The organism is Micromonospora sp. NPDC047527 (assembly GCF_040643015.1).
Taxonomy (GTDB): Bacteria; Actinomycetota; Actinomycetes; order Mycobacteriales; family Micromonosporaceae; genus Micromonospora.
Map to the genome: position 1 here is coordinate 714,627 of NZ_JBEYTK010000003.1, position 22,823 is coordinate 737,449.

Here is a 22,823-nt window from a genome sequence, read left to right on the forward strand (position 1 = left end):
GGCCCTCAGGTGACCGTCGGTGAGTGAGCGCATGCGTGGTGTGCGGATCGGCGTGGACGTCGGTCAGGTGCGGGTGGGGATCTCCCGCTCGGATCCGGATGGCATCTTGGCCACGCCACTGGTCACCCTCGCCCGGGATCTCACCGCCGCGCCGGACGCGGTGCCCAGTGACCTTGCCGAGCTGGCGGCGCTGGTGGCCGAACATGAGGCCGTCGAGGTTGTCGTCGGCCTTCCGGTCAATCTCGCCGGCAAGCATGGTCCGGCGGCGGTCCATGTGAAGGCGTACGCTGACCGACTGGTCGATGTGATAGCGCCCGTCCCGGTAACGCTCACTGACGAGAGGATGTCGACCGTGGTCGCTTCTCGTAGGCTGGCCGAGCGTGGCGTTCGGGGCAAGCGTCAACGTGCGGTTGTCGACCAGGCGGCCGCAGTGGAGATCCTGCAGAGCTGGCTGGACGCGCAGCGGAGGCGGACGTAATGATCGACGATCTGGACCTTGGGTTCGACGAGCCGGAGCGCGGGGAGAAGGGGCGCCATCGGCGCGGCTTCCGCAAGCGCAAGGGCGGGTCCGGTGGCGGCCGGGGCAAGACGTTCCTGGCGCTGATGATGGCCCTGGTCCTGCTCGGCACCATCGGCGGCGGGGCATTCTACGGTTTCGACCGGATCCAGAACTACTTCGTCACGCCCGACTACGACGGCGCCGGGTCCGGCGAGATCACCGTCGAGATCAAGAACGGCGCACTGCTCGCCGACATGGCCGCCGCGCTGGTCGCCGCCGACGTGGTGAAGAGCCAGAAGGCGTTCATCGAGGCCGCCGAGGCCAACTCGCGTAGCAAGAACATCCAGCCGGGCACGTACAAGCTGCGCAAGCAGATGAGCGGTGAGAGCGCCGTCACCGCGATGCTCGACCTGAAAAACAAGATCGTCAACGGGCTGACCATCCCCGAGGGGCGCACCAGCAAGAACATCTACAAACTGCTCTCCGAGAAGACCAAGATTCCGGTGAAGGAGTTCGAGGCCGCCGCGAAGGACCCGGAGGCGCTCGGCGTACCGGAGTGGTGGTTCACGCGCGACGACGGCAAGAAGGTCGTCAAGTCCATCGAGGGTTTCCTTTACCCGGACACGTACGAGATTCCGCCGAAGGCCACCGCGGAGAGCATCCTCAAAATGATGGTGGACAATTTCCTGTCGGTGACCGGCGAGATGAAGTTCGCCGACCGGGTGCAGAAGGAGCGCAGGGTCAGCCCGTACGAGGCGCTGATCGTCTCGTCGCTGGCCCAGGCCGAGGCGGGCAACCCCGACGACCTCGGCAAGGTCGCCCGGGTGGCCTACAACCGGGTGTACGGCGAGTTCCCCTGCAACTGCCTGGAGATGGACGTCACGGTCAACTACTACCTGGAGTCGATCGGCAAGCCGACCAAGACCTCCGCGCAGATGACGGCATCGGAGTTGGACGACCAGAAGAACCCGTACAACCGTAAGCTGCGGGGTCTGATCCCCACGCCGATCAACAACCCCGGCAAGCAGGCGCTGGAGGGGGCGATGGCCCCGCCGGCGGGCAAGTGGCTCTACTTCGTGGCCATCGACAAGCAGGGTCACTCCGCCTTCGCCGAGACGTACCCGGAGCACCAGCGCAACGAGGCCAGGGCCCGCGAGGCCGGCATCATCTGATGGCGCCGCGTCGGAGGGCCGCCGTCCTGGGTAAACCGATCGGGCACTCGCTCTCCCCGGTGATCCACAACGCCGGCTACGCCGCCGCCGGGCTGGCCGGGTGGTCGTACACCCGGGTCGAGTGCGCGGCGGCGGAGCTGCCGGCCCTGGTCGCCGGCCTGGGCCCGGAGTGGGTCGGGTTGTCGGTGACCATGCCGGGCAAGGAGGCGGCGCTCGCGGTGGCCGCCGAGGCATCGCCGGTCGCCGCCGCCGTCGGTGCGGCCAACACGTTGGTACGGCGCCCGGACGGCTCCTGGTACGCCGACAACACCGACGTCGCCGGCATGGTCCAGGTGCTGACCGACGCCGGGGTGCGCGCTGGTGCTGCCGTGACGGTGCTGGGCGCGGGCGGTACGGCCCGGGCAGCGCTCGCCGCCGCCGCGCGGCTGGCCTGCTCCTCGGTGACGGTGGTGGCGCGCCGGGCGGAGGCGGTCGACGACCTGCGGCCGGTGGCAGACGCGGTAGGTGTCGTGCTGAACGCCGGGGCCTGGGGCGACGCGCCCCGGCACCTGGGCGCCGAGGTGGTCGTCTCCACCGTGCCGAAGGGGGTCGCCGACCCGTTGGCCGAGGAGGGGACCTGGTCGGCGGGCGCGGTGGTCTTCGACGCGCTCTACGATCCGTGGCCGACGCCGCTGGCGGCAGCCGCCGTCGCGGCGGGCCTGCGGGTGGTGTCCGGACTGGACCTGCTGCTGGCGCAGGCGGTCGGCCAGTTCGAGCAGTTCACCGGTGTGGCCGCCCCGGTCGAGGCGATGCGGGAAGCGCTGCTCGCGGCTCGACGCTGATAGTTTTGCCCCACAGGGATCTGTCCGATGTGCTCCGGTCCATTCGCCACCCGCCTCTGTTGGGCGACTGCCCAGCGCAGAGTCTTAGCTGACGCTTAAGACGCGCTTACGGAAATCTGTCCTGCCCGCGACTGTCCCTGGTCATGGATACGCTGCTCACCGTTACGCCAGCAGACACAGGGAGTTTCCTTGACCAGGCACGGACTGCACCGCATGGCCCGGTTCCGCTCCGGCCCCCGCCGCAAGGCGATCGCCCTCGGCGTGGTCGGAGGCTCCGTGGTGGCCGGCATCGTGGCGACCACGCTGCCGCTGCTGGCCAGCGACGACCTGTCGATCCGCGCGGTGGCGGACACCACCGCGACCGCCGTGTCCCAGGACGGCGACAACGCCGCCAAGACGACCCTGGCCACCTGCCCGGCGCGCTGTGACGGTAACCCGCGGGGCGGCCGGGAGGCCGTCATCGAGTTCGCCGTGACCACCGTGCCGGCAGCAGCCGTCAACGTCCGGGCGACCCTGCGGGTGCACGCCTGGCAGCAGTTCGCCGCTACGGTGACGGCGCACGCCTCACCGCTGAGCGCCCGCGAGACGCGGCCGCGCGTCGCGCCGGCCGGCACCGCTCTGGACACGGTGACCGGCGTCGCCAAGGGCGCCAACGAGTGGGACATCTCCAGGCTGGTCACGGGCAACGGCACCTGGACGGTCTCGCTGGCCCAGAGTGGCCTGGACACCCGGATCTACTGGGCGTCGGTCGAGAACAGCAACCCGGACCTGCGCCCCAGCCTGGTGATCAGCTACGACATCGGCACCGCGCCGTCGTCGGCGCCGACCACCCGTCCGGCGCCGCCGCCGACGACGCCGAGCGCGCTGCCGACCACCGCCGCGCCCAAGCCGTCGCCGACCGTCGCGCCGACCCGGACGCCCACCGCGACGGCGAGCCCGGCTCTTCCGTCCGGCAAGTGCGGCTCGGTGTCGGACAAGCTCGTCCCCTCCTGCGGCGCTTGGTGGGGCATGTACTCACCCGCCGGGGCGGCCGGCGGCTGGGACCACGGCAAGGCGGTCACCGACGTGGAGGCGCAGGTCGGCCGCAAGTTCGACATCGTGCACCGCTACCACGACTTCTCCAACGCGGGCAGCAACGGCGCCTTCCCCGACGCGTACGAGCAGCAGCAGATGCGCGAGGGCCGGTTGATGTTCTTCGCCTGGGAGTCCCGCAACTTCTCCGCCGGCACGACGATGAAGTGGGCCGATGTCTACAGTGGGCGGCAGGACGCGACGATCGACGCGGTCGCCGGTCGCATCCGGGCCGCCAAGGTGCCGGTGTTCATCGGCTTCGACCACGAACCGGAGGACGAGCCGGAGAAGGGCAGCGACGCCGAGTTCGTCCGCGCCTGGCGGTACGTGCACGAGCGGTTCGCCAAGGCGGGCGCGGACAACGCCGTCTGGGTGTGGACGATGATGGGCTGGTCCGGGCACTACTCCCGGTACGCCGGCCTCTACCCCGGTGACCGCTACGTCGACTGGGTGGCCTACGACCCGTACAACTTCCACGTCTGCAACGGCAGTACGGTGTGGAAGAGCCCGAGCACGACGGTGGGCAGTTTCTATCGCTGGCTGGACCAGAACGGCATCGGCGCCGGCAAGCCCCGGATGCTCGCCGAGTTCGGCACGAACTTCAACTCCGCCGACCCGGGCGCCAAGCAGCGCTGGTTCCAGGAGTTCCCGGCGGCCCTCAAGGCGCACCCGAAAATCAAGGCCGCCATCTACTTCAACTCGCCGGGCATGACGACTCGTACGGCGACCTGTGACATGACGATGAATCACAATGCCTCGGCATTGGCGGGCTTCGCTCAGGCCGGCCGGGATTCCTACCTGCGGCAGCCGACCGGAGGGAGCCGTTGATCACAAAGATGCCCTGACAGCACGCCGTTTACCGGGATCGGGCAGCCGATTCTCCGGCGTCTGTCGGTTTGCAGATTCATGCACCGCCCAATCGGCGGATGCGCCTGACAGGGTGGACGAGGCAGGCTACCTCGGGTTCTCATCCATCTTGGAGGCGCAGCGTGCCTAAAATTCCGCCCTTGTGGCGTTTGTCAGGAAGACGTCGTACCCGGGCGGCGGTCGTCGTGCTGGCGGTCGTCGCCGCGGCACTCAGCGTGCCCACGGCGTCCTCAGCGGCGGTGGTTCCGGTCCCGACGACGCAGACCCTGGTGTCCACGAATCCCGCCGACCAGACCCCGCACGCCCGCGACGGTGAGACCCGCGCCTTCGCGCAGGTCGGCAACACCGTGTTCGTCGGCGGCAGCTTCACCCAGATCCGGCAGACCGCCACGTCCGCCTGGGTCACCCAGCGTTACCTCTTCGCGTACGACCGCACGACCGGCGCCATCTCCACCACCTTCCTGCCGGTGCTCGACGGCGCGGTCAACACGCTGATCGCCGGTCCCGGAGGCACGCTGATCGTCGGCGGCGCCTTCAAGAACGTCAACGACGTTTCCCGCAAGAACCTGGTCGCGCTCGACCCGAGCACCGGTGAGATCATCGACAGCTGGGTCGGGCGCTCCGACGGCGGCAACGTCCGTGACATGGCGTTGAACGGCAACTGGCTCTACGTGGCCGGCGCGTTCAACTGGCTCAACGGCACCGCCCACGCCGGCCTCGCCCGGATCAACGCGACCACCGGTGCCATCGACCCGACCTTCAACATCAACGCCAGCGTCGGGCGGCGCGGCACCAACTCGTACGTGTGGGCGATCGACGTCGCGCCGGACGGCAACACGCTTGTCGTCGGCGGTAACTTCACGCTCGTCAACGACCTGCCGCGCAACCAGATGGCGCTGGTCGACCTCTCCGGCACCCCGACGGTGCTGGACTGGAGCACCGAGAAGTTCGTTCCGCCGTGCGCGGACCCGGCGACCTTCGTGCACTACGTGCAGGACGTGCGGTTCGGCGAGGACGGCAGCTGGTTCGTGGTCGGCACCAACGGCGGCTCCGGCTGGCCGGCCGCGTACTGCGACGCGCTGGTCCGCTTCGAGACCGCCGCCCGGGGCAGCGGTCAGCTCGCCACCTGGGCCGACTACACCGGCAACGACACCATCACCTCGGTGGAGGTGGCCGACAACGTCATCTACCTGGGCGGGCACTTCCGCTGGCTGAACAACCCGAACGCCAGTGACCGGGCCGGCAACGGCGCGGTCGACCGGCTCGGCATCGCCGCGGTCACCCCGGCCACCGGCATGCCGGTGAACTGGAACCCGCGTCGCAGCGGCAGCGCCTCGATGCCGTCGGGCACCAGCAACTGGGGCTCCGCGGTGCCGGTGCTGTGGCGTGGGACGGACGGCCTCTACTTCGGCCACAACTCCGACGGGATGGGCAACGAGTACCACGGCCGACTGGGCATGTTCCCGCTCGCCGGCGGGCGCACCTTCACGCCGAAGAACCCGCCGACGGCGACCACCGGCAACCTCTACCTGGGCACCGGCCCGGGCACGTTGGCGAAGGTGCCGTTCGACGGCACCACGCTGGGTACGGCGGACACGGTCAGCCAGCCCAACTACACGGCGGCCGGCGCGACCTGGCGGGTGGCCGACCGGATCTACTGGTCGCACACCGTGGCGGGCACGCCCACCGGCAGCCGGATCGACATCTCGATGTTCAACGGCGGCGCGATCGGCGCGCCGTGGGAGGCGTCCGGCTACAACGACTGGTTCAACGCGGCGGCGCTGACCGGCGCGTTCTTCCTCGACGGGCGGCTCTACTACACCCGTACCGGCGCCAACAACCTCTACTACCGCTTCTTCGAGATCGACGGCAACTACCTGGGTGCCACCGAGTTCGCCCTGCCCACCAGCGGCGTCACGTGGTCGACGGTGCGCGGCATGGCATGGGTTGACGGCAAGATCGTCTACGGTGCGACCGACGGCACGCTGCGCAGTGTGCCGTTCGACCCGACGGCCGCGCCGGCCGCGGTGGTCGTGGGGACGACAGCGACGGTGATCGCTCCGGCGACCACCGAGCTGTCCTGGTCCACCCCGTCGACGTTCTTCTCGGTGCAGTAGCGGTTAACCGTTCGTAACGGAACATCGGTAGATTGTTCACGTTGGGCCGGCGGCGGTGTCACCGCCGCCGGCCCCGCGACATGGGGAGGGTCGTTGGTCGGCGCCGCTGGCATCCGCGCGAAGAGCGCGGTGCGCCTGGTCTTCGCGGTCAAACGCGGTTGGTACCGGCTCCGCTACCGCCGGCTGACACTCGGCCGCGACGTGGAGATCCGGGGGCGGATCCGGCTGCGTCGCGGAGTGCGGGTGACCATCGGCGACCGGACCCGGATCAACAAGCTGGTCCGCTTCGCCGGCCCCGGCGAGGTGCGCGTCGGCGCCGACTGCCTGCTCAACGCCACCTGGATCGGCACCTGGACGTCGGTGACCGTGGGGGACCGCTGCCTGCTGTCCGACTGTGAACTTCTGGACAACGACTTTCACAATCTGCAACCCGAGCAGCGGCACGCGCCGCCCAGCCCGGCTACACGCGCCCCGATCGTTATCGAGGAGAATGTGTGGATCGGCGCGCATGCCCTCGTCATGAAGGGGGTCCGCGTCGGTCGGGACAGCGTCGTGGGCGCGGCGACGGTGGTCCGCACGGACGTGCCACCCCGCGTCGTCGTCGTCGGCAACCCCCAACAGACGGTGAAGAAGTTCCATGACTGACGCAGCACCCGCCTCCTGGTCGACGGACGGCCCGCCCACCGGAGCCGCCCGGTCCGTCACGCTGACCGACCTGCTGCGGGTGCCGCTGCACCGGCTCCGCCTGGTGGGCGCGGTCGCCCTGGTCGGCCTACTCGCCGCGCTCGGCTACGTGCTGCTGGTGCCGGCGGCGGTGACCGCGAGCGCGGTGGTCGCGGTCCGGCCCGTGGTCACCGACGCCTTCACCCCCAGCGGTGCGAGCGCCGACCGCGCGGTCAACATGAACGTCGAGAGCCGCATCGCCACCGGCACCGAAGTGGTCCAGCGTCTCGCCAGCGGGGTCGGCGGCGACCCGCGCGACATCCGCGACGCACTCGAGGTCGAGGTCCCCACCGGCGGGCAGATCCTGCGCTTCAGCTACCAGTCGAAGGACGCACAGCGTGCGGTGAGCGGCGCCAACCTCGCCGCACAGGCATATCTGGACGTGCGACGCGCCATGTACGAGCAGCAGCGCACCGAGATGGTCCGCTCCTACGACGAGAGCATCACCAAGGTCGCCGCCCAGCAGACCGCCGTGCAGAAGCGCGTGAGCACCGCCAAGGACTCCGCCGCCGGAGACGCCGCGCTGGCCGAGCTGGCCGGGATCAACAACCAGCTCACCCAGCTCAACTCCTCGCGGACCGAGATCGCGGCGGTCGACGTCAACCCCGGCTGGATCACGCAGACCGCCGAGCGGGCGCTGGCCAGCTCCGCCGGGAACCGGCCGCTCTACCTGGTCGCCGGCCTGCTCGGCGGCACGCTGCTCGGCGTCGTGCTGGCGTACGCCTGGGAGGCGACCGACCGGCGGGTGCGCTCGGTCGCCGACGGCCGGGACGCCACCGGCCTGCCGCTGCTCGGCACGGTGCGTCGCCCGACATTCCGGGGCAGCCCGCGAGCCGCCGACGCGGACATCCGGTACGTGGCGATGGCGGTCGCCGAGCGGGTTCGCCAGCCGGCCCGGGTGGCGCTGGTCACCGCCCGCGAAGACGCCACGGCGCTCACCGCCGGGCTCGCCGTGGCGCTCGCCGTCGACGGTCGGGAGGTCTTCGTCGCCGACGACAGTGGGCGGGCCGACCGGCTGCGCGCCGCCGTGCTCGCCGACCGTGGGCGGCTGCCCATCGACCCGTCCCGGCCGCAGGTGCCCAAACCCCGTCCGGCCGTCAGCCCACCCGCGGCAGCCACCCCGGACAGCGCCGCCACCCGGCGGCCCTCCCCGCACCCGCCCGGCGCCCGCCCGTCCACCGACCCGGACGCCACCCTGACGCTGCCCCGGGTCGCCTCCGCGCGCACCGACAACAGCCGGCCGGTCGCCCCGGACGAGGTGGCCGTGGGCGTGGGCACCGTCCGCTTCGGCACCTGGCGGCAGGGCGCGGACCACGGGCTGGTGCTGTACAACGCCCCACCCGGGGAGTCCGACGAGCGCGGCGTCGCGGTGGCCCGGCAGGGCAGCGCGGTGGTGGTCGTCGAGCGGGACCGCACCCGGCAGAGTGACCTGCGACGGCTGGTGGAGCGGCTGCGGGCCGCCGGCGTCACCCCGCTGGGCTTCGTGCTCACCCGCAACGGCCGGGCCTGACGGGTGTCGGTCACCCGCGCCCCGGCGACCGAACCGCCGCCCGGGGGCGCCCCGTCCGCCGGCGTGCCCACCCCGCCGACCCCGCCGCCCGCCCTGCTGCCGCTCTGGCCGCTGGCGATGATGTTCGGTCTGGTGCCGCTCTGGTGGCTGCTCGGAGCGTTCTACCTCGGCTGGCCGCTGCTGGGGGCGCTGCTGCTCGCGCTGCTGTTCACCCGGGGCCGGGTGCCGCTGCCGCCGGCCGCCGGCATCTGGCTGCTGTTCCTGGCCATCGTGGTCGTCAGCGCCACCCAACTGTCGTCGCCGGCCTCGCTGTTGACGTTCGGCCTGCGGCTGGCCTTCTACCTGACCGCGCTCGTGGTCGGCGTCTACGTCTACGCCGCCGCCCGGGAACGCGCCGACCTGGCGCCGGTGCTCATACCGCTCTGCGCGTTCTGGCTCGCGCTGGTGGTGCTGGGCTGGCTCGGGGTGCTGGTGCCCCGCCTGGCGATGACCACCCCGATGGAGGTGCTGCTGCCCGGCGGGGTGGCCGGCACCCCGTTCATCCAGGACATGGTGCACCTGACCACAGCGGAGTACAGCGCACGCTCGCTCAACCCCATCTACCGGCCGGCCGCGCCGTTCGCGTACACCAACAACTACGGCAGCGCGTACGCCATGACCCTGCCGTCCGTGGTGGCGTTCACCATGCTGTGCCGGCGAGGGCTGCTGCGCTGGGTGCTGCTGGTGTCGCTGCCGTTGTCGCTGGCGCCGGCGTTCCTCACCCTCAACCGGGCGATGTTCCTCAGCCTCGGCGCCGGGCTGGCGGTGCTCGGGGTGCGGGCCAGCCTGCGCGGCAACGTCCGGGTCGCCGCGTCCATCGTCGGCGTGGTGGTGATCGGCGCGCTGGCCACACTTGTCATCCCGATCACCGACCTGATCAGCCAGCGGGTTGACTCCAGCGACACCAACACCGACCGGCTCTCGCTCTACAGCGAGGTGATCCGCCGCGTGCAGGAGTCGCCGTGGCTGGGCTACGGCGCGCCGGTGAACGTCGACACCGTCTCCGCCGCCGCGCCGATCGGCACCCAGGGGCAGTTGTGGATGGTGCTGTTCAGTCACGGCGTACCGGCGCTGGTCTGTTTCCTGGCCTGGTTCGTCGCCGCCGCGGTGATCTGCGCGCGGGCGACCTCACCGGCCGGGCAGTGGCTGGCCGTGGTGCCCGTGGTCTGCCTGGTGCAGATCCCGTTCTACGGCATGGCCAACCAGAATCTGGCTGTCGCGTTCTTCGCGGTCGCCTTCGCAATGGCGCTGGCCGAACGGGAACGCCTGGCCCGGTCGGGCCGGTGGCATCCGCCGGCCGCTCGTCGCACGGCGGTGTCGGCATGACCGCCGCCACCCGAGGGCCGGCCGACGCCGGCACGGGCCACCCGGCGCCGCCGCCCGACGCGGCCGACGTCGGCGCGGCGGAGACGCGGCGCAGCGCGCGCAGCGGGGTCGCCGGGCTGCTCGGCGCCGCCACCAGCGGACTGTTCGGCTTCGTGCTGGCCGTGGTGATCACCCGGGGGTACGGCACCGCTGGCGCCGGCGCGTTCTTCGCCGCGATCGGGGTGGTCACCGTGGCCACCGCGGTCTGCACGCTCGGCGCGGAGACCGGCCTGATGTGGGCACTGCCCCGACGCCGGATCGGCCGACGGGGGGACGCCGCCCGGCTGCTCCCGGTGGCGCTGATCCCGCCGCTGCTGGCCGGGCTCCTGGTCGCGGGCGTCGGGATGCTGGCCGCCGACGCGCTCGCCCCCCAACTGTTGCAGGGCTCCGGCGCGGACGGCCAGGCGCTGCTCACGGTCACCTTCGCGGCGGTGCCGGTGGTGGTGGCGATGACGCTGCTGCTGGCCACCCTGCGCTGCGTGCGACCCATCCGCGCGTACGTCGGGGTGCAGTTCCTGCTGCTGCCGGTGGCCCGTCCGGCGCTGGTCGGTGCCGCCGCGCTGGCCGGCGCCGGCCTGCTCGCCGGCATGACCGGCTGGCTGGTGCCGGCGGCGCTGGCGCTGCTGGTCTGTCTCATCCTGGTGGCCGGCCCGCTCGGGCTGGGCCGGGGTGCGCCGCTGCGCTCCAGTCGCGCCGACTGGTCGACGTTCTGGCGCTTCGCACTGCCCCGGGCCGCCTCGGCGGCCATCGACGCGGGCAGCATGTGGGTGGGCGTGCTGCTCACCTCGGTGCTGGCCGGCCCGGAGGACGCTGGCGTGTTCGGCGCGGTCGGCCGGTACGTGCTGGCCGGTCAGTTGGCCATGCAGGGGCTGCGGGTGGCGGTGTCACCGCAGTTGTCCCGGCTGCTCGGCCGGGGCGAGCGGGCCGCCGCCGCGGCCGTGCACCGGCAGCTGACCAGTTGGGGTCTGGTGCTGTCCTGGCCGGTGTACCTGCTGCTGGCGGTGTTCGCGCTGGCCTTCCTGCAACTGTTCGGCCCGGAGTTCACCGCTGGCGTGCCCGCGATGACGGTGCTCGCGCTGGCGATGCTTGTCAACACCGGCGTGGGCAACGTGCAGAGCCTGCTGCTGATGGGCGGGCGCAGTGGGCTGCATCTGGTGTCCACCCTGGCGGGGCTGACCATGACCGTCGCGCTGGGGCTCTGGCTGATCCCGGAGCACGGCGCCACCGGCGCCGCGCTGGCCTGGGCCGCCGGCATCGCCACCGAGAACCTCAGCGCGGCAGGCTTCGCCCGGTCGGTGGTCCGGGAGCCGCTTGTCGACCGCACGACGCTGCGCGCGGCGGCGGCCACGGTCGCCGGTGTGGGTCTGGCGTCCGGCGTCGGCGTGCTGTTGGGCGGGCGCGGCCTGCCCGGCCTCACGGTGGCGCTGGGAGTGCTGCTGGCCGGTTGCGTCGGCTTGTTGACGTTGCCCCGGGTGCGCGCCGGCATCCGGGTGACCATGAGGCAGATCCGTGGGCGGGACGACGCGGCGCCGACCGCCGAACCCACCCCGGTCTCGACGAGAGGTAGGTGAGGTCCGTCGTGGCGTCCATCCGTGACCGGGTCAAGCAGTTGGTTCCGACCCAGGTGACCACCCGGGTGAAGGAGTCCCTGGTCGACTACGGGGTCCGTACCAGTGACCGGCGGCCACTGCCGGACTTCCTCATCATCGGCACCAAGCGGGGCGGCACCACCTCCCTGTGGAACTACCTCATCCAGCACCCCCTGGTGCCCCGGCTCTTTCCCGCGTGGAACACCAAGTCGGCGCACTACTTCGAGGAGCACTGGGGTCGCGGCGAGGCGTGGTACAGGTCGCACTTCCCGACCGAGCGGCACCGCGAGGCCCTGGAGAGGCGGCACGGCGGGCCGGTCCGGGTCGGTGAGGCCGCGCCGCTGTACATGTTCCACCCGCTCGCCGCGCAGCGGGTCGCCGCGCTCATGCCGACGGTGAAGCTGATCGTGCTCCTGCGCGACCCGGTGGAGCGGGCGTACTCGCACTGGAAGGAGCGCCGCACCCACGGCATCGAGCCGTTGGACTTCGCCGCCGCGCTGGCCGCCGAGCCGGAGCGCACGGCGGGGGAGCGGGAGCGGCTGATCGCCGAGCCGGAGGCGTTCAGCGAGGCGTACGACTGGTACACGTACCGGGCTCGGGGGCGTTACCTGGAGCACCTGGAGCCGTGGCTGGAGCGCTTCGACCGGTCGCAGATCCTCTTCCTGCCCAGCGAGGACCTGTACCGCGACTCGCGCGCCACCTACCGGCGCACCCTGGACTTCCTCGGGCTGCCGCCGTACGACCTGCCGGACTTCAAGGTGTACAACGACCGGCGTTCGGCGCCGTTGGAGCCGGCGGTACGCGCCGAGCTGACCGACTACTACCGGCCCTACAACGACGCGCTGCGCGAGCGGCTCGGATTGGACCTCGACTGGGCGGACCGGGCAGCGTGACCACGGAGGTCGCCCCCGCCACGGACCCTCGGTCCCGGCGCGACGGTCTGGGCTGGGTGAGTCGCGCCGTGTTCCCGGACGACCGGGTCGGCCTGACCGTGGGCGGCGCCCTGCCGGCCGGCCATCGGGCGGTGGCCCGGTACGCGGTGGTGCCGTCGGTGGCCCGTGCCCGGTTCCTGGTGCCGTTGGGCGCGCCCCGGGCCGGCACGGCGTCGCTGCTGGCGTACAACGCGTTGCGCCCGCCGAAGGTGCGTGCGCTGCGGGCGGCGCTCGGTGGGCTGGCCCGGTTCGGCGAGGCGGGCCTGGCGCCCTTCCCGACGCTGACCGTCTCGGTGCCGGCGGGGACGCCGGCGGTCGATCTGCTGCTGACCGAGCGGCTCGCCGCCGCGCTCGGCGGTACGCCGCTGCTGGCCGCCTTCGGGGTCCGCCCACCGGACCCGAACGGCAAGCCCACCCTGCAACTGTTCGACGCCGACGGTCACCCACGCGGTTACGCGAAGATCGGCTGGAACGACGCCACCCGCGCGCTGGTCACCGCCGAGGCGGCGGCGTTGCGGGAACTGCGCGCGGTGACCGGCGTCGCCGACCACCCGACACCGCCGGGGCTGCTCACCGAGACGGCGTGGGCCGGCCAGGTGGTGGCGGTGATCGAACCGTTGCCGCCCGAGGTGCGCGGCGTACCGGTCGACGACCCGCCCCGGATCGCGGCGCTGCTCGCGGTGGCCCGCCGAGGCGCCCCGGCGGGTGTGCCCCGACCGCTGGCCTCCTCGACGTTCCTGGCCCGGCTGGCCGCGCTGGCCGACCGGGCCGCCGTGGCCGAGCCGGCAGGTGCGCGGGCGGTCGCCGCAGTCGCCGCGCTGGCCCGCCGGCACGGCGACACCGCCGTCGAGTTCGGGCACTGGCACGGCGACTGGGTGCCGTGGAACCTGGGCCTGCACGCCGGCCGGCTGGTCGCGTGGGACTGGGAGCACAGCGCGCCGGACGTGCCGGTCGGCTTCGACCTGGCGCATGACGCCTTCCAACGATCGCTGGTGCTGCGCGGGGAACCGGCCGCCGTGGCCGCCGCGGCCGTCGACGAGCACCTGGGTCGGCACGGTGAGCGGCTCGGCCTGCACCCGGGGCAGCGCCGGCTCGTGGCCGACGCGTACCTGGTGGAGATGTGGCTGCGGACCTGGCGGTTGGCCGATGCCGGCGCGGGCTGGAACGCCGCGCTGCATCCCGCACTGTTGGACGTCATCGAGAAACGACATAGCGCCTGAACTGGGGAAACCGTGACGCGGTGAATGTGTCGTAGAGTGACGACGAACTAGCAGGTCGTGACGGTTGTCGATGGGTCCCGGACGGACGGTGGGCCCGGGCGCACCGGGTGGAGATCGTCACCTCGTCCGGTCGCGCTATTCAACGTCCGCGCAACGTGTGATCTGCTTCTGGCTGGCCTGAACCTGAATTCCAAGCGAACTTGTGGGGAGTCGCGTGGACGCGAACGACGACGACGGCGATTCGCCGGTGCTGCTACTGGTGGGATCCAGCGGCGGACACCTGGCCCAACTGCTCGCTCTGCGGCCCTGGTACGAACAGTGGCCGCGCCGCTGGGTCACCTTCGACACCCCCGAGGCGGTGTCGCTGCTGGCCGGCGAGGACCTGGTGCCCGCGCACCACCCGACCACCCGCAACATCCCGAACCTGTTGCGCAACGCGCTGCTGGCCTGGCGGGTGCTGCGGGGCCGGCGGGTCGCCGCGGTGGTCACCACCGGCGCCGGCGTGGCCGTGCCGTTCGTGGTGCTGGCCCGCCTGCGACGCATCCCGACCGTCTACATCGAGGTGTACGACCGGATCGACACCCCGACGCTGACGGCCCGGCTCTGCCGCCCGTTCCTGTCCGCGATGCTCGTGCAGTGGGACGAGCAGCGCCGGCAGTACCCGGAGGCCACCGTCGTCGGAACGCTGCTGTGAGCGGGGAGACGGGCACCGCCCGGCGTCCGCAGGCGCCCCACCCCGACAGCACCTCGGAGCCGGCCCGGCTGCCCCGCCAACGCGACACCGCGCCGGCCGCGCAGACCCGACTGCTCGTCGCGGTCGGCACCGACAAGCACCCCTTCGACCGGCTCGTCGACTGGCTGGCGCAGTGGCACACCGGTGCCGCCCAACCGGTCGGGCTGACCGTGCAGCACGGGCACACCCGGGCGCCGCACCTGCCCGGGGCGGTGCCGTTCCTCGGCCACGACGCTTTGCAGCGGGCGATGGCCGACGCCGACCTGGTGGTCTGCCACGGCGGCCCGGCGACGATCCTGGAGGCCCGCCGGCACGGCCACCTGCCCATCGTGGTGCCCCGCGACCCGGCGCGCGGGGAGCACGTCGACGACCACCAGCAGCTCTTCGCCCGCCGGCTCGGCGCGGCCGGCCTGGTGGCGCTCTGCGAGACCCGCGAGGCGCTGCACGACGCGCTCACCGCCGGGCAGGCCGACCCGTCCCGGTACGCGGTCGCCGCCGACCCGGACGCCCACGAGGCGCGGCGGGCGGCGGTGGCCCGGGTCGGGCAGATCGTGGAGGACCTGGTGGCCCGGTCGACCCGGCGCCGCCCCCGCTGGCGGACCTGGCCGCGTTCCGGCCAGGGTACGGAGGAGATTCGATGACCCGGCAGCCGACAGTGAGCGTCGTGGTGCCCACCCGGGACCGGCCCGAGCTGCTGCGCGCCGCGTTGGCGGCGATCCTCGCCCAGGAGTACGCGGGCGGAATCGAAGCCGTGGTGGTGTTCGACCAGTCCACGCCCGACGAGTCGCTGACCGGGTTGACCGGTCCGGACCGCACCGTGCGGGTGATCCGCAACGAGCGCACACCGGGGCTCGCCGGGGCCCGCAACAGCGGCACCCTCGCCGCCGAGGGTGAGCTTGTCGCCTTCTGCGACGACGACGACGAGTGGCTGCCGGGCAAGCTGGCCGCCCAGGTCGACGCGCTGGCCGCCGACCCGGCGGCCGAGTTCGTCTGCTGCGGCATCCGGGTCAGCTACGACGGGCACACCGTCGACCGGGTGCTCGACAAGGACCGGATCACCCTGGCCGACCTGCTGCGGGACCGCATGACGGAGCTGCACCCGTCCACCTTCCTGATCCGCGCGACAGCGCTGCGCGACGGGTTCGGCCTGGTCGACGAGGAGATCCCGGGCAGCTACGCCGAGGACTACGAGTTCCTGCTGCGGGCCGCCCGCAGCGCGCCGCTGATCAACCTGCGTACCCCGTCGGTGCTGGTCCGCTGGCACAAGCGCTCGTATTTCGCCCAGCGCTGGGACACGATCTCCGAGGCGTTGCAGTGGTTGCTGCGGCGCTACCCGGAGTTCGCCGACCAGCCGGCCGGTGAGGCACGCGTCACCGGGCAGATCGCGTTCGCCCGGGCCGCCTCCGGTGACCGGCGGGGCGCGCTGCGCTGGGCTCGGCGAACCCTGCGCCGCAACCCCCGCGAGCCGCGCGCCTACCTGGCGCTCGCGGTCGCCGGCCGGGTGGTTCGCGCCGACGCGGTGCTGCGCACCCTGCACAAACGCGGCCGGGGGATCTGATCCCGTCGCCGACGGTGGCCCGGCGGGGAGCTCCCACCCGGCCACCGTCGGCGGCTGCCCGCCGGCCTTCGCCGTCCGCAGGGCGGGACGCGGCGGGCAGCCCACCGGGCCGACGGCCCGGCGTGACAGACTGATCGCTGTGTTGCGCTGGTTGACTGCAGGTGAATCGCACGGTCCCGCCCTGGTCGCGATGATGGAGGGGGTGCCGGCCGGCATCGAGGTGACCACCACCGAGATCGCCGACGACCTGGCCCGCCGCCGGCTCGGCTACGGCCGCGGCGCCCGGATGTCGTTCGAGCGGGACGAGGTCGAGGTGATCGGCGGGCTGCGGCACGGCGTCACCCTGGGCAGCCCGGTGGCGATCCGGGTGGGCAACTCCGAGTGGCCGAAGTGGCGCACGGTGATGGCCGCCGACCCGGTCGACCCGGACGAGCTGGCCCGGCAGGCCCGCAACGCTCCGCTGACCCGCCCCCGGCCCGGCCACGCCGACCTGGCCGGCATGCAGAAGTACGGCCACACCGACGCCCGCCCGATCCTGGAGCGCGCCAGCGCCCGGGAGACCGCCGCCCGGGTCGCCGTGGGCGCGGTCGCCAAGGCGCTGATCCGGCAGGCACTCGGCATCGAGATCGTCTCGCACGTCGTCGAGCTGGGTCCGGTGGCCGCGAAGCCCGGGCTGCGCCCGAGCCCGCAGGACGCCGCCCGGATCGACGCCGACCCGCTGCGCTGCCTCGACCCGGAGGCCAGCGCCCTGATGGTCGCCGAGGTCGACGCCGCGAAGAAGGCCGCCGACACTCTCGGCGGCGTGGTCGAGGTGCTGGCGTACGGGGTGCCCCCGGGGCTGGGCAGCCACGTGCAGTGGGACCGCAAGCTCGACGCCCGACTCGCCACCGCGCTGATGTCCATTCAGGCGATCAAGGGAGTGGAGATCGGCGACGGGTGGCAGCAGGCCCGCTCGCGCGGCTCCGAGGCGCACGACGAGATCATCCCGTCGGCCACCGGTGTCCGCCGGGTCACCGACCGGGCCGGCGGGCTGGAGGGCGGCATCACCACCGGCGAGCCGCTGCGGGTCCGCGCCGCCATGAAGCCGATCTCCTCGCTGAACCGGGCCCTGGCGACCGTTGACGTCACCACCGGTGAGCCGGCGACCGCGATCAACCAGCGCTCGGACGTCTGCGCGGTGCCCGCCGCGGCGGTCGTCGCCGAGGCGATGGTGGCGCTGGTGCTGGCCGAGGCGGCCACCGAGAAGTTCGGCGGTGACTCGGTCGCCGAGATCCGCCGCAACCTCGCCGGCTACCTCGACGCGCTGGTCATCCGCTGATGGCGCCGGTCGTCGTGCTGGTCGGCGCGCCCGGCTGCGGCAAGACCACGGTCGGGCAGGCCCTGGCCGCCGCCCTCGGTGTGGAGTTCCGGGACACCGACGCCGACATCGAGCAGATGGCCGGCAAGCCCATCCCGGAGATCTTCATCGACGAGGGTGAGGCGCACTTCCGTACGCTGGAACGGGCCGCCGTGGCCGCGGCGCTCGCCGCCGGCACGGGCGTGCTCGCCCTCGGCGGCGGCGCGGTGCTGGCCGAGGAGACCCGCGCCGCCCTGGTGGGGCACCGGGTGGTGCACCTGTCGGTGGAGTTGCCCGACGCCGTGAAGCGGGTCGGGCTCGGTGCGGGCCGGCCACTGCTGGCGCTCAACCCGCGGGCCACCCTCAAGCACCTGCTGGACCAGCGTCGGCCGCTCTACGCGGAGGTGGCCACCGAGACGGTGACCACCGACGGCCGGACCCCGGCGGAGGTCGTCGCCGACGTCGCCGCGCTGCTGCCCCGCTGACCCGGTCAGCCGCCGAGCGGACGGCGGGCGGGGCCGTTGTCGACGAACCGGAACGTGCTGCGCAGCGGTGCGTCACCGACCTCCTCCAGGATGATGCCCCTGGTGGGGGAGTGCTGGAGGTACGCCGACGCGTTGCTGATGGCGTACGCGCGCTTGCCGCTGGCGGTGATGGTGAAGCGCTGCGCTGGGTTGTTGTTGTCGCAGACGGCCCCCTCGACCGTCAGCGGCCCCGAGTTGCCCGGGTTGTAGGCCTGCCAGCAGGCCGGTTCGTCGTTGGCGGGGTGGTTGTCGGCCTTGCCGTATGCCTTGATCAGGTAGGTGTCGCCGCCGAGCGGGGTGGGGACGAACAGTTGGCGGCCACTGTTGTCGTCGACCTCCATGAGCTCGCCGTCGAGGGCGATGCCGCCCTCGGTCGCCTGCACCCGCACGATGGTGACCTCCCGCGTGCCGGAGAGCACCGGGTCGGTCGGGCTCGACGGGGTGGACGGCGGCCCAACGGGCGGCGTGACCGTCGCTGTCGTGGTCGGTGACGGTGTCGTGGTCGGCGTCGCGGGCGCGGAGGGCGAACCGGATGCGGGAGGGCCGACCGGCGACGTGGGTGGACCTGCGTTCGGCCGGCCCACCGCTACGCCCACGGTGAGCAGACTCACCAGCGCGACACCGACCGCTACCGAGGCCGCGTGCCGCCGCGCGCGGTGCGCGTCGCCGCGCTGGCGGATGACCGCGGCGTCGGCGAGACGGCCGCGACGCGCACCGTCCTCGGCGAGCGAACGCAGGCCGTCGTCGAGGTTCTGGTCGGCCATCAGGACCGCGTCCCGTCCAGGACGTCCGGCTCGGCGCCGGTGACGTGCTCGGCCAGGGCTCGGCGGCCCCGCGCGAGCCAGGTCTTGACCGTGTTGGGCGACGTTCCGGTCTCGGCGGCGATCTCGGCGACGCTGAGGCCGACGAGGTGATGCAGGACGATGACCCGACGCTGGTCGGCGGAGATCAGGCGGAGGCCCCGCACCAGCGCCACGTGATCGGGGCCGACCGCGTCGACGTGCTCCTCGGTCGTGTCCCGGTGGTGCGCTCGGAGTCGGTTCACCGCCTTGCGCCACGCGGAGACCGCGATGCGGTAGGCGACACGACGCACCCATGCTTCGGGACTGTCGCACTCACGCACCCTGTTCCACCGATCCCACGCGCGGAGGTACGCCTCTGCCACGGCGTCTTCGGCCTCGGCGTGACTGCCGATCATCGCGTACACCTGACCCAGGACACGGCGGGAGGAGGCGGCGTAGAAGTCGTCGAACTCCTTCGCGTCGCGCATGTGCCGCTACTCCCGCCTGGACCGGACCGCGCTCCGGGTGATCCACCTGCCCGGCCCGCGGTCCGGTGCTCGCTGACCGTCCCCGACTGCCGTGCAGAAGGATAGATCATCCACAATGTAGGTCAGCCGCCGGCGGGGCGCCGGGCGGGACCGTTGTCGACGAACCGGAACGTGCTGCGCAGCGGTGCGTCACCGACCTCCTCGAGGATGATGCCCCTGGTGGGGGAGTATTGGAGAAACGCTGACCTGTTGCTGAGGGCGTACGCGCGCTTGCCGCTGGCGGTGATGGTGAAGCGCTGCGCCGGGTTGTTGTTGTCGCAGACCGCCCCCTCGACCGTCAGCGGCCCCGAGTTGCCCGGGTTGTAGACCTGCCAGCAGGCCGGTTCGTCGTTGGCGGGGTGGTAGTCGACCCTGCCGTACGCCTTGATCAGGTAGGTGTCGCCGCCGAGCGGGGTGGGGACGAACAGTTGGCGACCGCTGTTGTCGTCGACCTCCATGAGCTCGCCGTCGAGGGCGATGCCGCCCTCGGTCGCCTGCACCCGCACGATGGTGACCTCCCGCTTGCCGGAGAGCACCGGGTCGGTCGAAGCGGCCGGGGTGGACGGACCCGACGTGGACGACGACGGGCTGGGCGATGCTGGCACCGCCTCGGAGGCGGTGGCCGAGGCGGACGTGGAGGGCCCGCTGGATGCGACCGGAGCCGTGGTCGGATCGGACTGGCACGCCACCAGCGCGCTGCCGCACACCACCAGCACCGCGCCGGTGGCCCATTTCACCTTGGACATGCCCAACTCCTCACCTGCTGCCCCGCGGCTGCCCGCCGGGAGTCGCCATGGACGCCACGCCGGCCCTTCTCGCCAACGCGCCCCCAACACGCCTGCTCTCGCCCGCCGGTTTCACACGGTGCACAGGGAATCTCGGGCGGCGGCCCGGCCCGCTCAGTCGCGGGCGGCCGTGTCGAGCACGTCGGCCAGAGCCTTGGGCTCGCTGAGCATCGGCCAGTGCCCGGTGGGCAGCTCGAACAGCCGACCACCGGTCAGCCCGGCGAAGAACGGGTGCCCCTGGCCGATCATCTCGCGGACCACGGTGAGCGGGAAGGTGCTGGCGACCAGGGCGGTCGGCACCGGGCGGCCGCCGGTGCGGCGCACCGGGTCGGTCGCCGTGCGCAGCGGCTGCGGGGTGGCCCGCTCACGCAGCAGGGCCAGTGTCGGCTCGTCCAGCCCGGCCAGGTTGGTCGGGTCGGCCGCCGGGTCCCAGGCCGGCGGCGGCAGCAGATGCCCGGCGCCGATCACGGCCCGCAGCCGCTCCTGCTCCTCCGGCGGCACCGTGTCGAACTGCCCCGTGCCGTCCGGCAACGGCCCACTCTCCACGTAGACCGCTCGGGCGATGCGGTCCGGGATGCGGTCCGCCGCCTGGGTGACCGGCATCCCGCCGCCGGAGTGGCCAACCAGCACCACGTCGCGCAGGGCCTCGACCTCGATCAGCCGGACGATGTCGGTGGTGTGCGTGTCCAGGCTCACCTCAGGCCCGGCGAGGTGGTCGCGCTCGGCCAGCCCGGTCAGCGTCATCGGGTAGACCTCGTGCCCCTGCGCGCGTAGCGCCCCGGTCACGTCCCGCCACGCCCAGGCGCCCAACCAGAACCCCGGCACCAGCACGAACGTCGCCATCTGTCGCTCCTTCTCTCGGTTGTCGAGCCGACCCTACGGCCGACGGCCGACAGTTCTGTCCGGTTTCACCCTGTGGTCGCGGTCGTCTCCCGCCGCCGTCGCGCCACGCGCTGGACTAGGCTGCCGGCGATGGACGACGTGACCCGGATCCCGGTCGGCGGCGAACGGCCGTACGACGTGCTGGTCGGACGCGACCTGCTGGACGCGCTGCCCGGGCTGCTGCCCGGCGCGACCCGGGCGGCGGTGCTGCACGCGCCCCCGCTCAAGACCCTGGCCGACGCGCTCGGCGAACGGCTGCGCGCGGCCGGGGTCGAGCCGCTGCCGATCGAGGTGCCCGACGCCGAGTCGGGCAAGCAGATCGACGTGGCCGCCGCCTGCTGGGACCGGCTCGGCGCGGCGGGCTTCACCCGTACCGACGCGGTGGTTGGCGTGGGCGGGGGCGCGGTGACCGACCTGGCCGGCTTCGTCGCGGCCTGCTGGCTGCGCGGGGTGCGCTGGGTGCCGGTGGCCACCTCGCTGTTGGGCATGGTGGACGCCGCCGTGGGCGGCAAGACCGGGATCAACACCGCCGCCGGCAAGAACCTGGTGGGCGCCTTCCACCCGCCGGTCGGCGTGCTGGCCGACCTGGCCACCCTGGACAGCCTGCCGGCGATCGACCTGGCGGCCGGTCTGGCCGAGGTGGTCAAGTGCGGCTTCATCGCCGACCCGGTGATCCTGGACCTGGTCGAGCGTGACCCGGCGGCGGCCACCGACCCGCGCGGGCCGGTGGCCCGGGAGCTGATCGAGCGGGCGATCCGGGTCAAGGCCGACGTGGTCGCCGGTGACCTGCGCGAGTCCGGCCTGCGGGAGGTCCTCAACTATGGGCACACCCTCGCGCACGCGATCGAACAGAACGAGGGCTACCGCTGGCGGCACGGCCACGCCGTGTCCGTGGGGCTGGTGTACGCCGCGGCGCTGGCCCGCCTCGCCGGCCGGCTGGACGCGCCGACCGCCGACCGGCACCGGAGCGCCCTGGCCGCGCTCGGCCTGCCGGTGAGCTATCCGGCCGAGGCGTGGGAGCGACTGTTGGCCGTGATGCGGGTGGACAAGAAGGCCCGGGGCAGCAAGCTGCGTTTCGTGGTGCTGGACGCGCTGGCCCGCCCGGCGATGCTGGAGGGCCCGGACGACGCGCTGCTCGAGGCGGCCTACCGCGAGGTGTCCGCGCCGTGAGGGTCTACGTGTTGAACGGGCCGAACCTGGGCCGACTGGGCACCCGGGAGCCGGCGGTGTACGGCTCGACCAGCTACGCCGATCTGGTGGCGCTCTGCGAGGCCACCGGCCGGGAGGTGGGGCTGGACGTGACGGTCCGGCAGACCGACGCCGAGCACGAGCTGCTCGGCTGGCTGCACGCCGCCGCCGACGAGAGCGCGGCGGTGGTGCTCAACCCGGCCGCCTGGTCGCACTACTCGTACGCGGTCCGCGACGCCTGCGCGATGCTGCGCGGGCCGCTGGTCGAGGTGCACCTGTCCAACATCCACGCCCGCGAGGAGTTCCGGCACCACTCGGTGGTCTCGGCGGTGGCCACCGGGGTGATCTGCGGCCTCGGTATCGACGGCTACCGCCTCGCCCTGCACCACCTCGCCACCCGCGCCAGCTGACAAACGCCCGACGCCTCCGTCGCGCTCCCGCCCGCCGGGCCCAGCCCCTCCCGCAGCCTCGCCGTCTCGGCGCACCGAGCGTGATGCCGGCCCCCGGGCGCCCGGCTGTCACCGTCGGTTGCCCCCGCCCCGCCCGGCTCCGGGGACGACCCTCCCGGTTCGCTGCCTTTGCT

22 protein-coding genes are annotated in these 22,823 nt (G+C 72.8%); 18 read left to right on the forward strand and 4 right to left on the reverse strand.

What is annotated here, in order from left to right; translation table 11 throughout:
- Window positions 1–19: 19 nt before the first annotated feature.
- The 16 genes from ruvX to ABZ808_RS16320 all read left to right on the forward strand — a co-directional run bounded on the left by ruvX (window position 20) and on the right by ABZ808_RS16320 (window position 18,037).
- A complete protein-coding gene (ruvX, locus tag ABZ808_RS16245; RefSeq protein ID WP_357006505.1) occupies window positions 20–478 on the forward strand; it encodes a Holliday junction resolvase RuvX in 459 nt (152 codons plus the stop codon).
- Entirely contained in the window at window positions 478–1,671 is a 1,194-nt protein-coding gene (gene mltG, locus ABZ808_RS16250) for an endolytic transglycosylase MltG (RefSeq protein ID WP_357006508.1), read from the forward strand. The genes ruvX and mltG overlap by 1 nt, the downstream gene beginning before the upstream one ends.
- Window positions 1,671–2,492 (forward strand): shikimate dehydrogenase, encoded by an 822-nt coding sequence (locus ABZ808_RS16255; protein ID WP_357006511.1) that lies wholly within the window; start codon window positions 1,671–1,673, stop codon window positions 2,490–2,492. Before mltG ends, ABZ808_RS16255 begins: the two co-directional genes overlap by 1 nt.
- A gap of 189 nt (window positions 2,493–2,681) precedes the next feature.
- Window positions 2,682–4,391 carry a glycosyl hydrolase gene (locus tag ABZ808_RS16260; protein ID WP_357006514.1) on the forward strand — a complete coding sequence of 570 codons (1,710 nt, stop codon included), beginning with the start codon at window positions 2,682–2,684 and terminating at the stop codon, window positions 4,389–4,391.
- A gap of 224 nt (window positions 4,392–4,615) precedes the next feature.
- Window positions 4,616–6,547: a hypothetical protein gene (locus ABZ808_RS16265; RefSeq protein WP_357006823.1), complete on the forward strand. Its 1,932-nt coding sequence runs from the start codon at window positions 4,616–4,618 to the stop codon at window positions 6,545–6,547.
- A gap of 93 nt (window positions 6,548–6,640) precedes the next feature.
- On the forward strand, window positions 6,641–7,192 hold the full coding sequence (locus ABZ808_RS16270) for an acyltransferase (protein ID WP_357006517.1): 552 nt from the start codon (window positions 6,641–6,643) through the stop codon (window positions 7,190–7,192).
- Window positions 7,185–8,780 (forward strand): lipopolysaccharide biosynthesis protein, encoded by a 1,596-nt coding sequence (locus ABZ808_RS16275; protein WP_357006520.1) that lies wholly within the window; start codon window positions 7,185–7,187, stop codon window positions 8,778–8,780. Before ABZ808_RS16270 ends, ABZ808_RS16275 begins: the two co-directional genes overlap by 8 nt.
- 63 nt (window positions 8,781–8,843) lie before the next feature.
- A complete protein-coding gene (locus ABZ808_RS16280; protein ID WP_357006523.1) occupies window positions 8,844–10,145 on the forward strand; it encodes an O-antigen ligase family protein in 1,302 nt (433 codons plus the stop codon).
- Entirely contained in the window at window positions 10,142–11,755 is a 1,614-nt protein-coding gene (locus tag ABZ808_RS16285) for a lipopolysaccharide biosynthesis protein (protein WP_357006526.1), read from the forward strand. The genes ABZ808_RS16280 and ABZ808_RS16285 overlap by 4 nt, the downstream gene beginning before the upstream one ends.
- Before the next feature lie 8 nt (window positions 11,756–11,763).
- On the forward strand, window positions 11,764–12,666 hold the full coding sequence (locus ABZ808_RS16290) for a sulfotransferase domain-containing protein (protein ID WP_357006825.1): 903 nt from the start codon (window positions 11,764–11,766) through the stop codon (window positions 12,664–12,666).
- On the forward strand, window positions 12,663–13,925 hold the full coding sequence (locus ABZ808_RS16295) for a hypothetical protein (RefSeq protein WP_357006528.1): 1,263 nt from the start codon (window positions 12,663–12,665) through the stop codon (window positions 13,923–13,925). The genes ABZ808_RS16290 and ABZ808_RS16295 overlap by 4 nt, the downstream gene beginning before the upstream one ends.
- 214 nt (window positions 13,926–14,139) lie before the next feature.
- Complete coding sequence (locus tag ABZ808_RS16300) at window positions 14,140–14,619, forward strand: UDP-N-acetylglucosamine--LPS N-acetylglucosamine transferase (protein WP_357006531.1); 480 nt, start codon at window positions 14,140–14,142, stop codon at window positions 14,617–14,619.
- 68 nt (window positions 14,620–14,687) lie between these two features.
- Window positions 14,688–15,299: a glycosyltransferase gene (locus tag ABZ808_RS16305; RefSeq protein WP_357006828.1), complete on the forward strand. Its 612-nt coding sequence runs from the start codon at window positions 14,688–14,690 to the stop codon at window positions 15,297–15,299.
- On the forward strand, window positions 15,296–16,216 hold the full coding sequence (locus ABZ808_RS16310) for a glycosyltransferase family 2 protein (RefSeq protein WP_357006534.1): 921 nt from the start codon (window positions 15,296–15,298) through the stop codon (window positions 16,214–16,216). The genes ABZ808_RS16305 and ABZ808_RS16310 overlap by 4 nt, the downstream gene beginning before the upstream one ends.
- A 139-nt stretch (window positions 16,217–16,355) precedes the next feature.
- The gene (gene aroC, locus ABZ808_RS16315; RefSeq protein ID WP_357006537.1) at window positions 16,356–17,534 is read left to right on the forward strand and encodes a chorismate synthase; all 1,179 of its coding nucleotides are present in this window, start codon (window positions 16,356–16,358) and stop codon (window positions 17,532–17,534) included.
- Window positions 17,534–18,037 (forward strand): shikimate kinase, encoded by a 504-nt coding sequence (locus ABZ808_RS16320; RefSeq protein ID WP_357006540.1) that lies wholly within the window; start codon window positions 17,534–17,536, stop codon window positions 18,035–18,037. The genes aroC and ABZ808_RS16320 overlap by 1 nt, the downstream gene beginning before the upstream one ends.
- Before the next feature lie 5 nt (window positions 18,038–18,042).
- Here the strand turns inward: ABZ808_RS16320 and ABZ808_RS16325 are convergent, their stop codons facing one another.
- The 4 genes from ABZ808_RS16325 to ABZ808_RS16340 form a co-directional block, all read right to left on the reverse strand.
- On the reverse strand, window positions 18,043–18,840 hold the full coding sequence (locus ABZ808_RS16325; RefSeq protein ID WP_357006543.1) for a hypothetical protein: 798 nt from the start codon (window positions 18,838–18,840) through the stop codon (window positions 18,043–18,045).
- Entirely contained in the window at window positions 18,840–19,346 is a 507-nt protein-coding gene (locus tag ABZ808_RS16330) for a sigma-70 family RNA polymerase sigma factor (protein WP_357006546.1), read from the reverse strand. Before ABZ808_RS16330 ends, ABZ808_RS16325 begins: the two co-directional genes overlap by 1 nt.
- 122 nt (window positions 19,347–19,468) lie before the next feature.
- Window positions 19,469–20,131, reverse strand: a complete 663-nt coding sequence (locus ABZ808_RS16335; RefSeq protein WP_357006549.1) for a hypothetical protein — start codon at window positions 20,129–20,131, stop codon at window positions 19,469–19,471.
- A gap of 153 nt (window positions 20,132–20,284) precedes the next feature.
- On the reverse strand, window positions 20,285–21,013 hold the full coding sequence (locus tag ABZ808_RS16340; protein WP_357006552.1) for an alpha/beta fold hydrolase: 729 nt from the start codon (window positions 21,011–21,013) through the stop codon (window positions 20,285–20,287).
- A gap of 129 nt (window positions 21,014–21,142) precedes the next feature.
- Here ABZ808_RS16340 and aroB point away from each other — a divergent pair, with 129 nt between their 5' ends.
- Window positions 21,143–22,222 (forward strand): 3-dehydroquinate synthase, encoded by a 1,080-nt coding sequence (gene aroB / locus ABZ808_RS16345; RefSeq protein ID WP_357006555.1) that lies wholly within the window; start codon window positions 21,143–21,145, stop codon window positions 22,220–22,222.
- On the forward strand, window positions 22,219–22,650 hold the full coding sequence (aroQ, locus tag ABZ808_RS16350; RefSeq protein ID WP_357006558.1) for a type II 3-dehydroquinate dehydratase: 432 nt from the start codon (window positions 22,219–22,221) through the stop codon (window positions 22,648–22,650). Before aroB ends, aroQ begins: the two co-directional genes overlap by 4 nt.
- The last annotated feature ends 173 nt before the right edge of the window (window positions 22,651–22,823 follow it).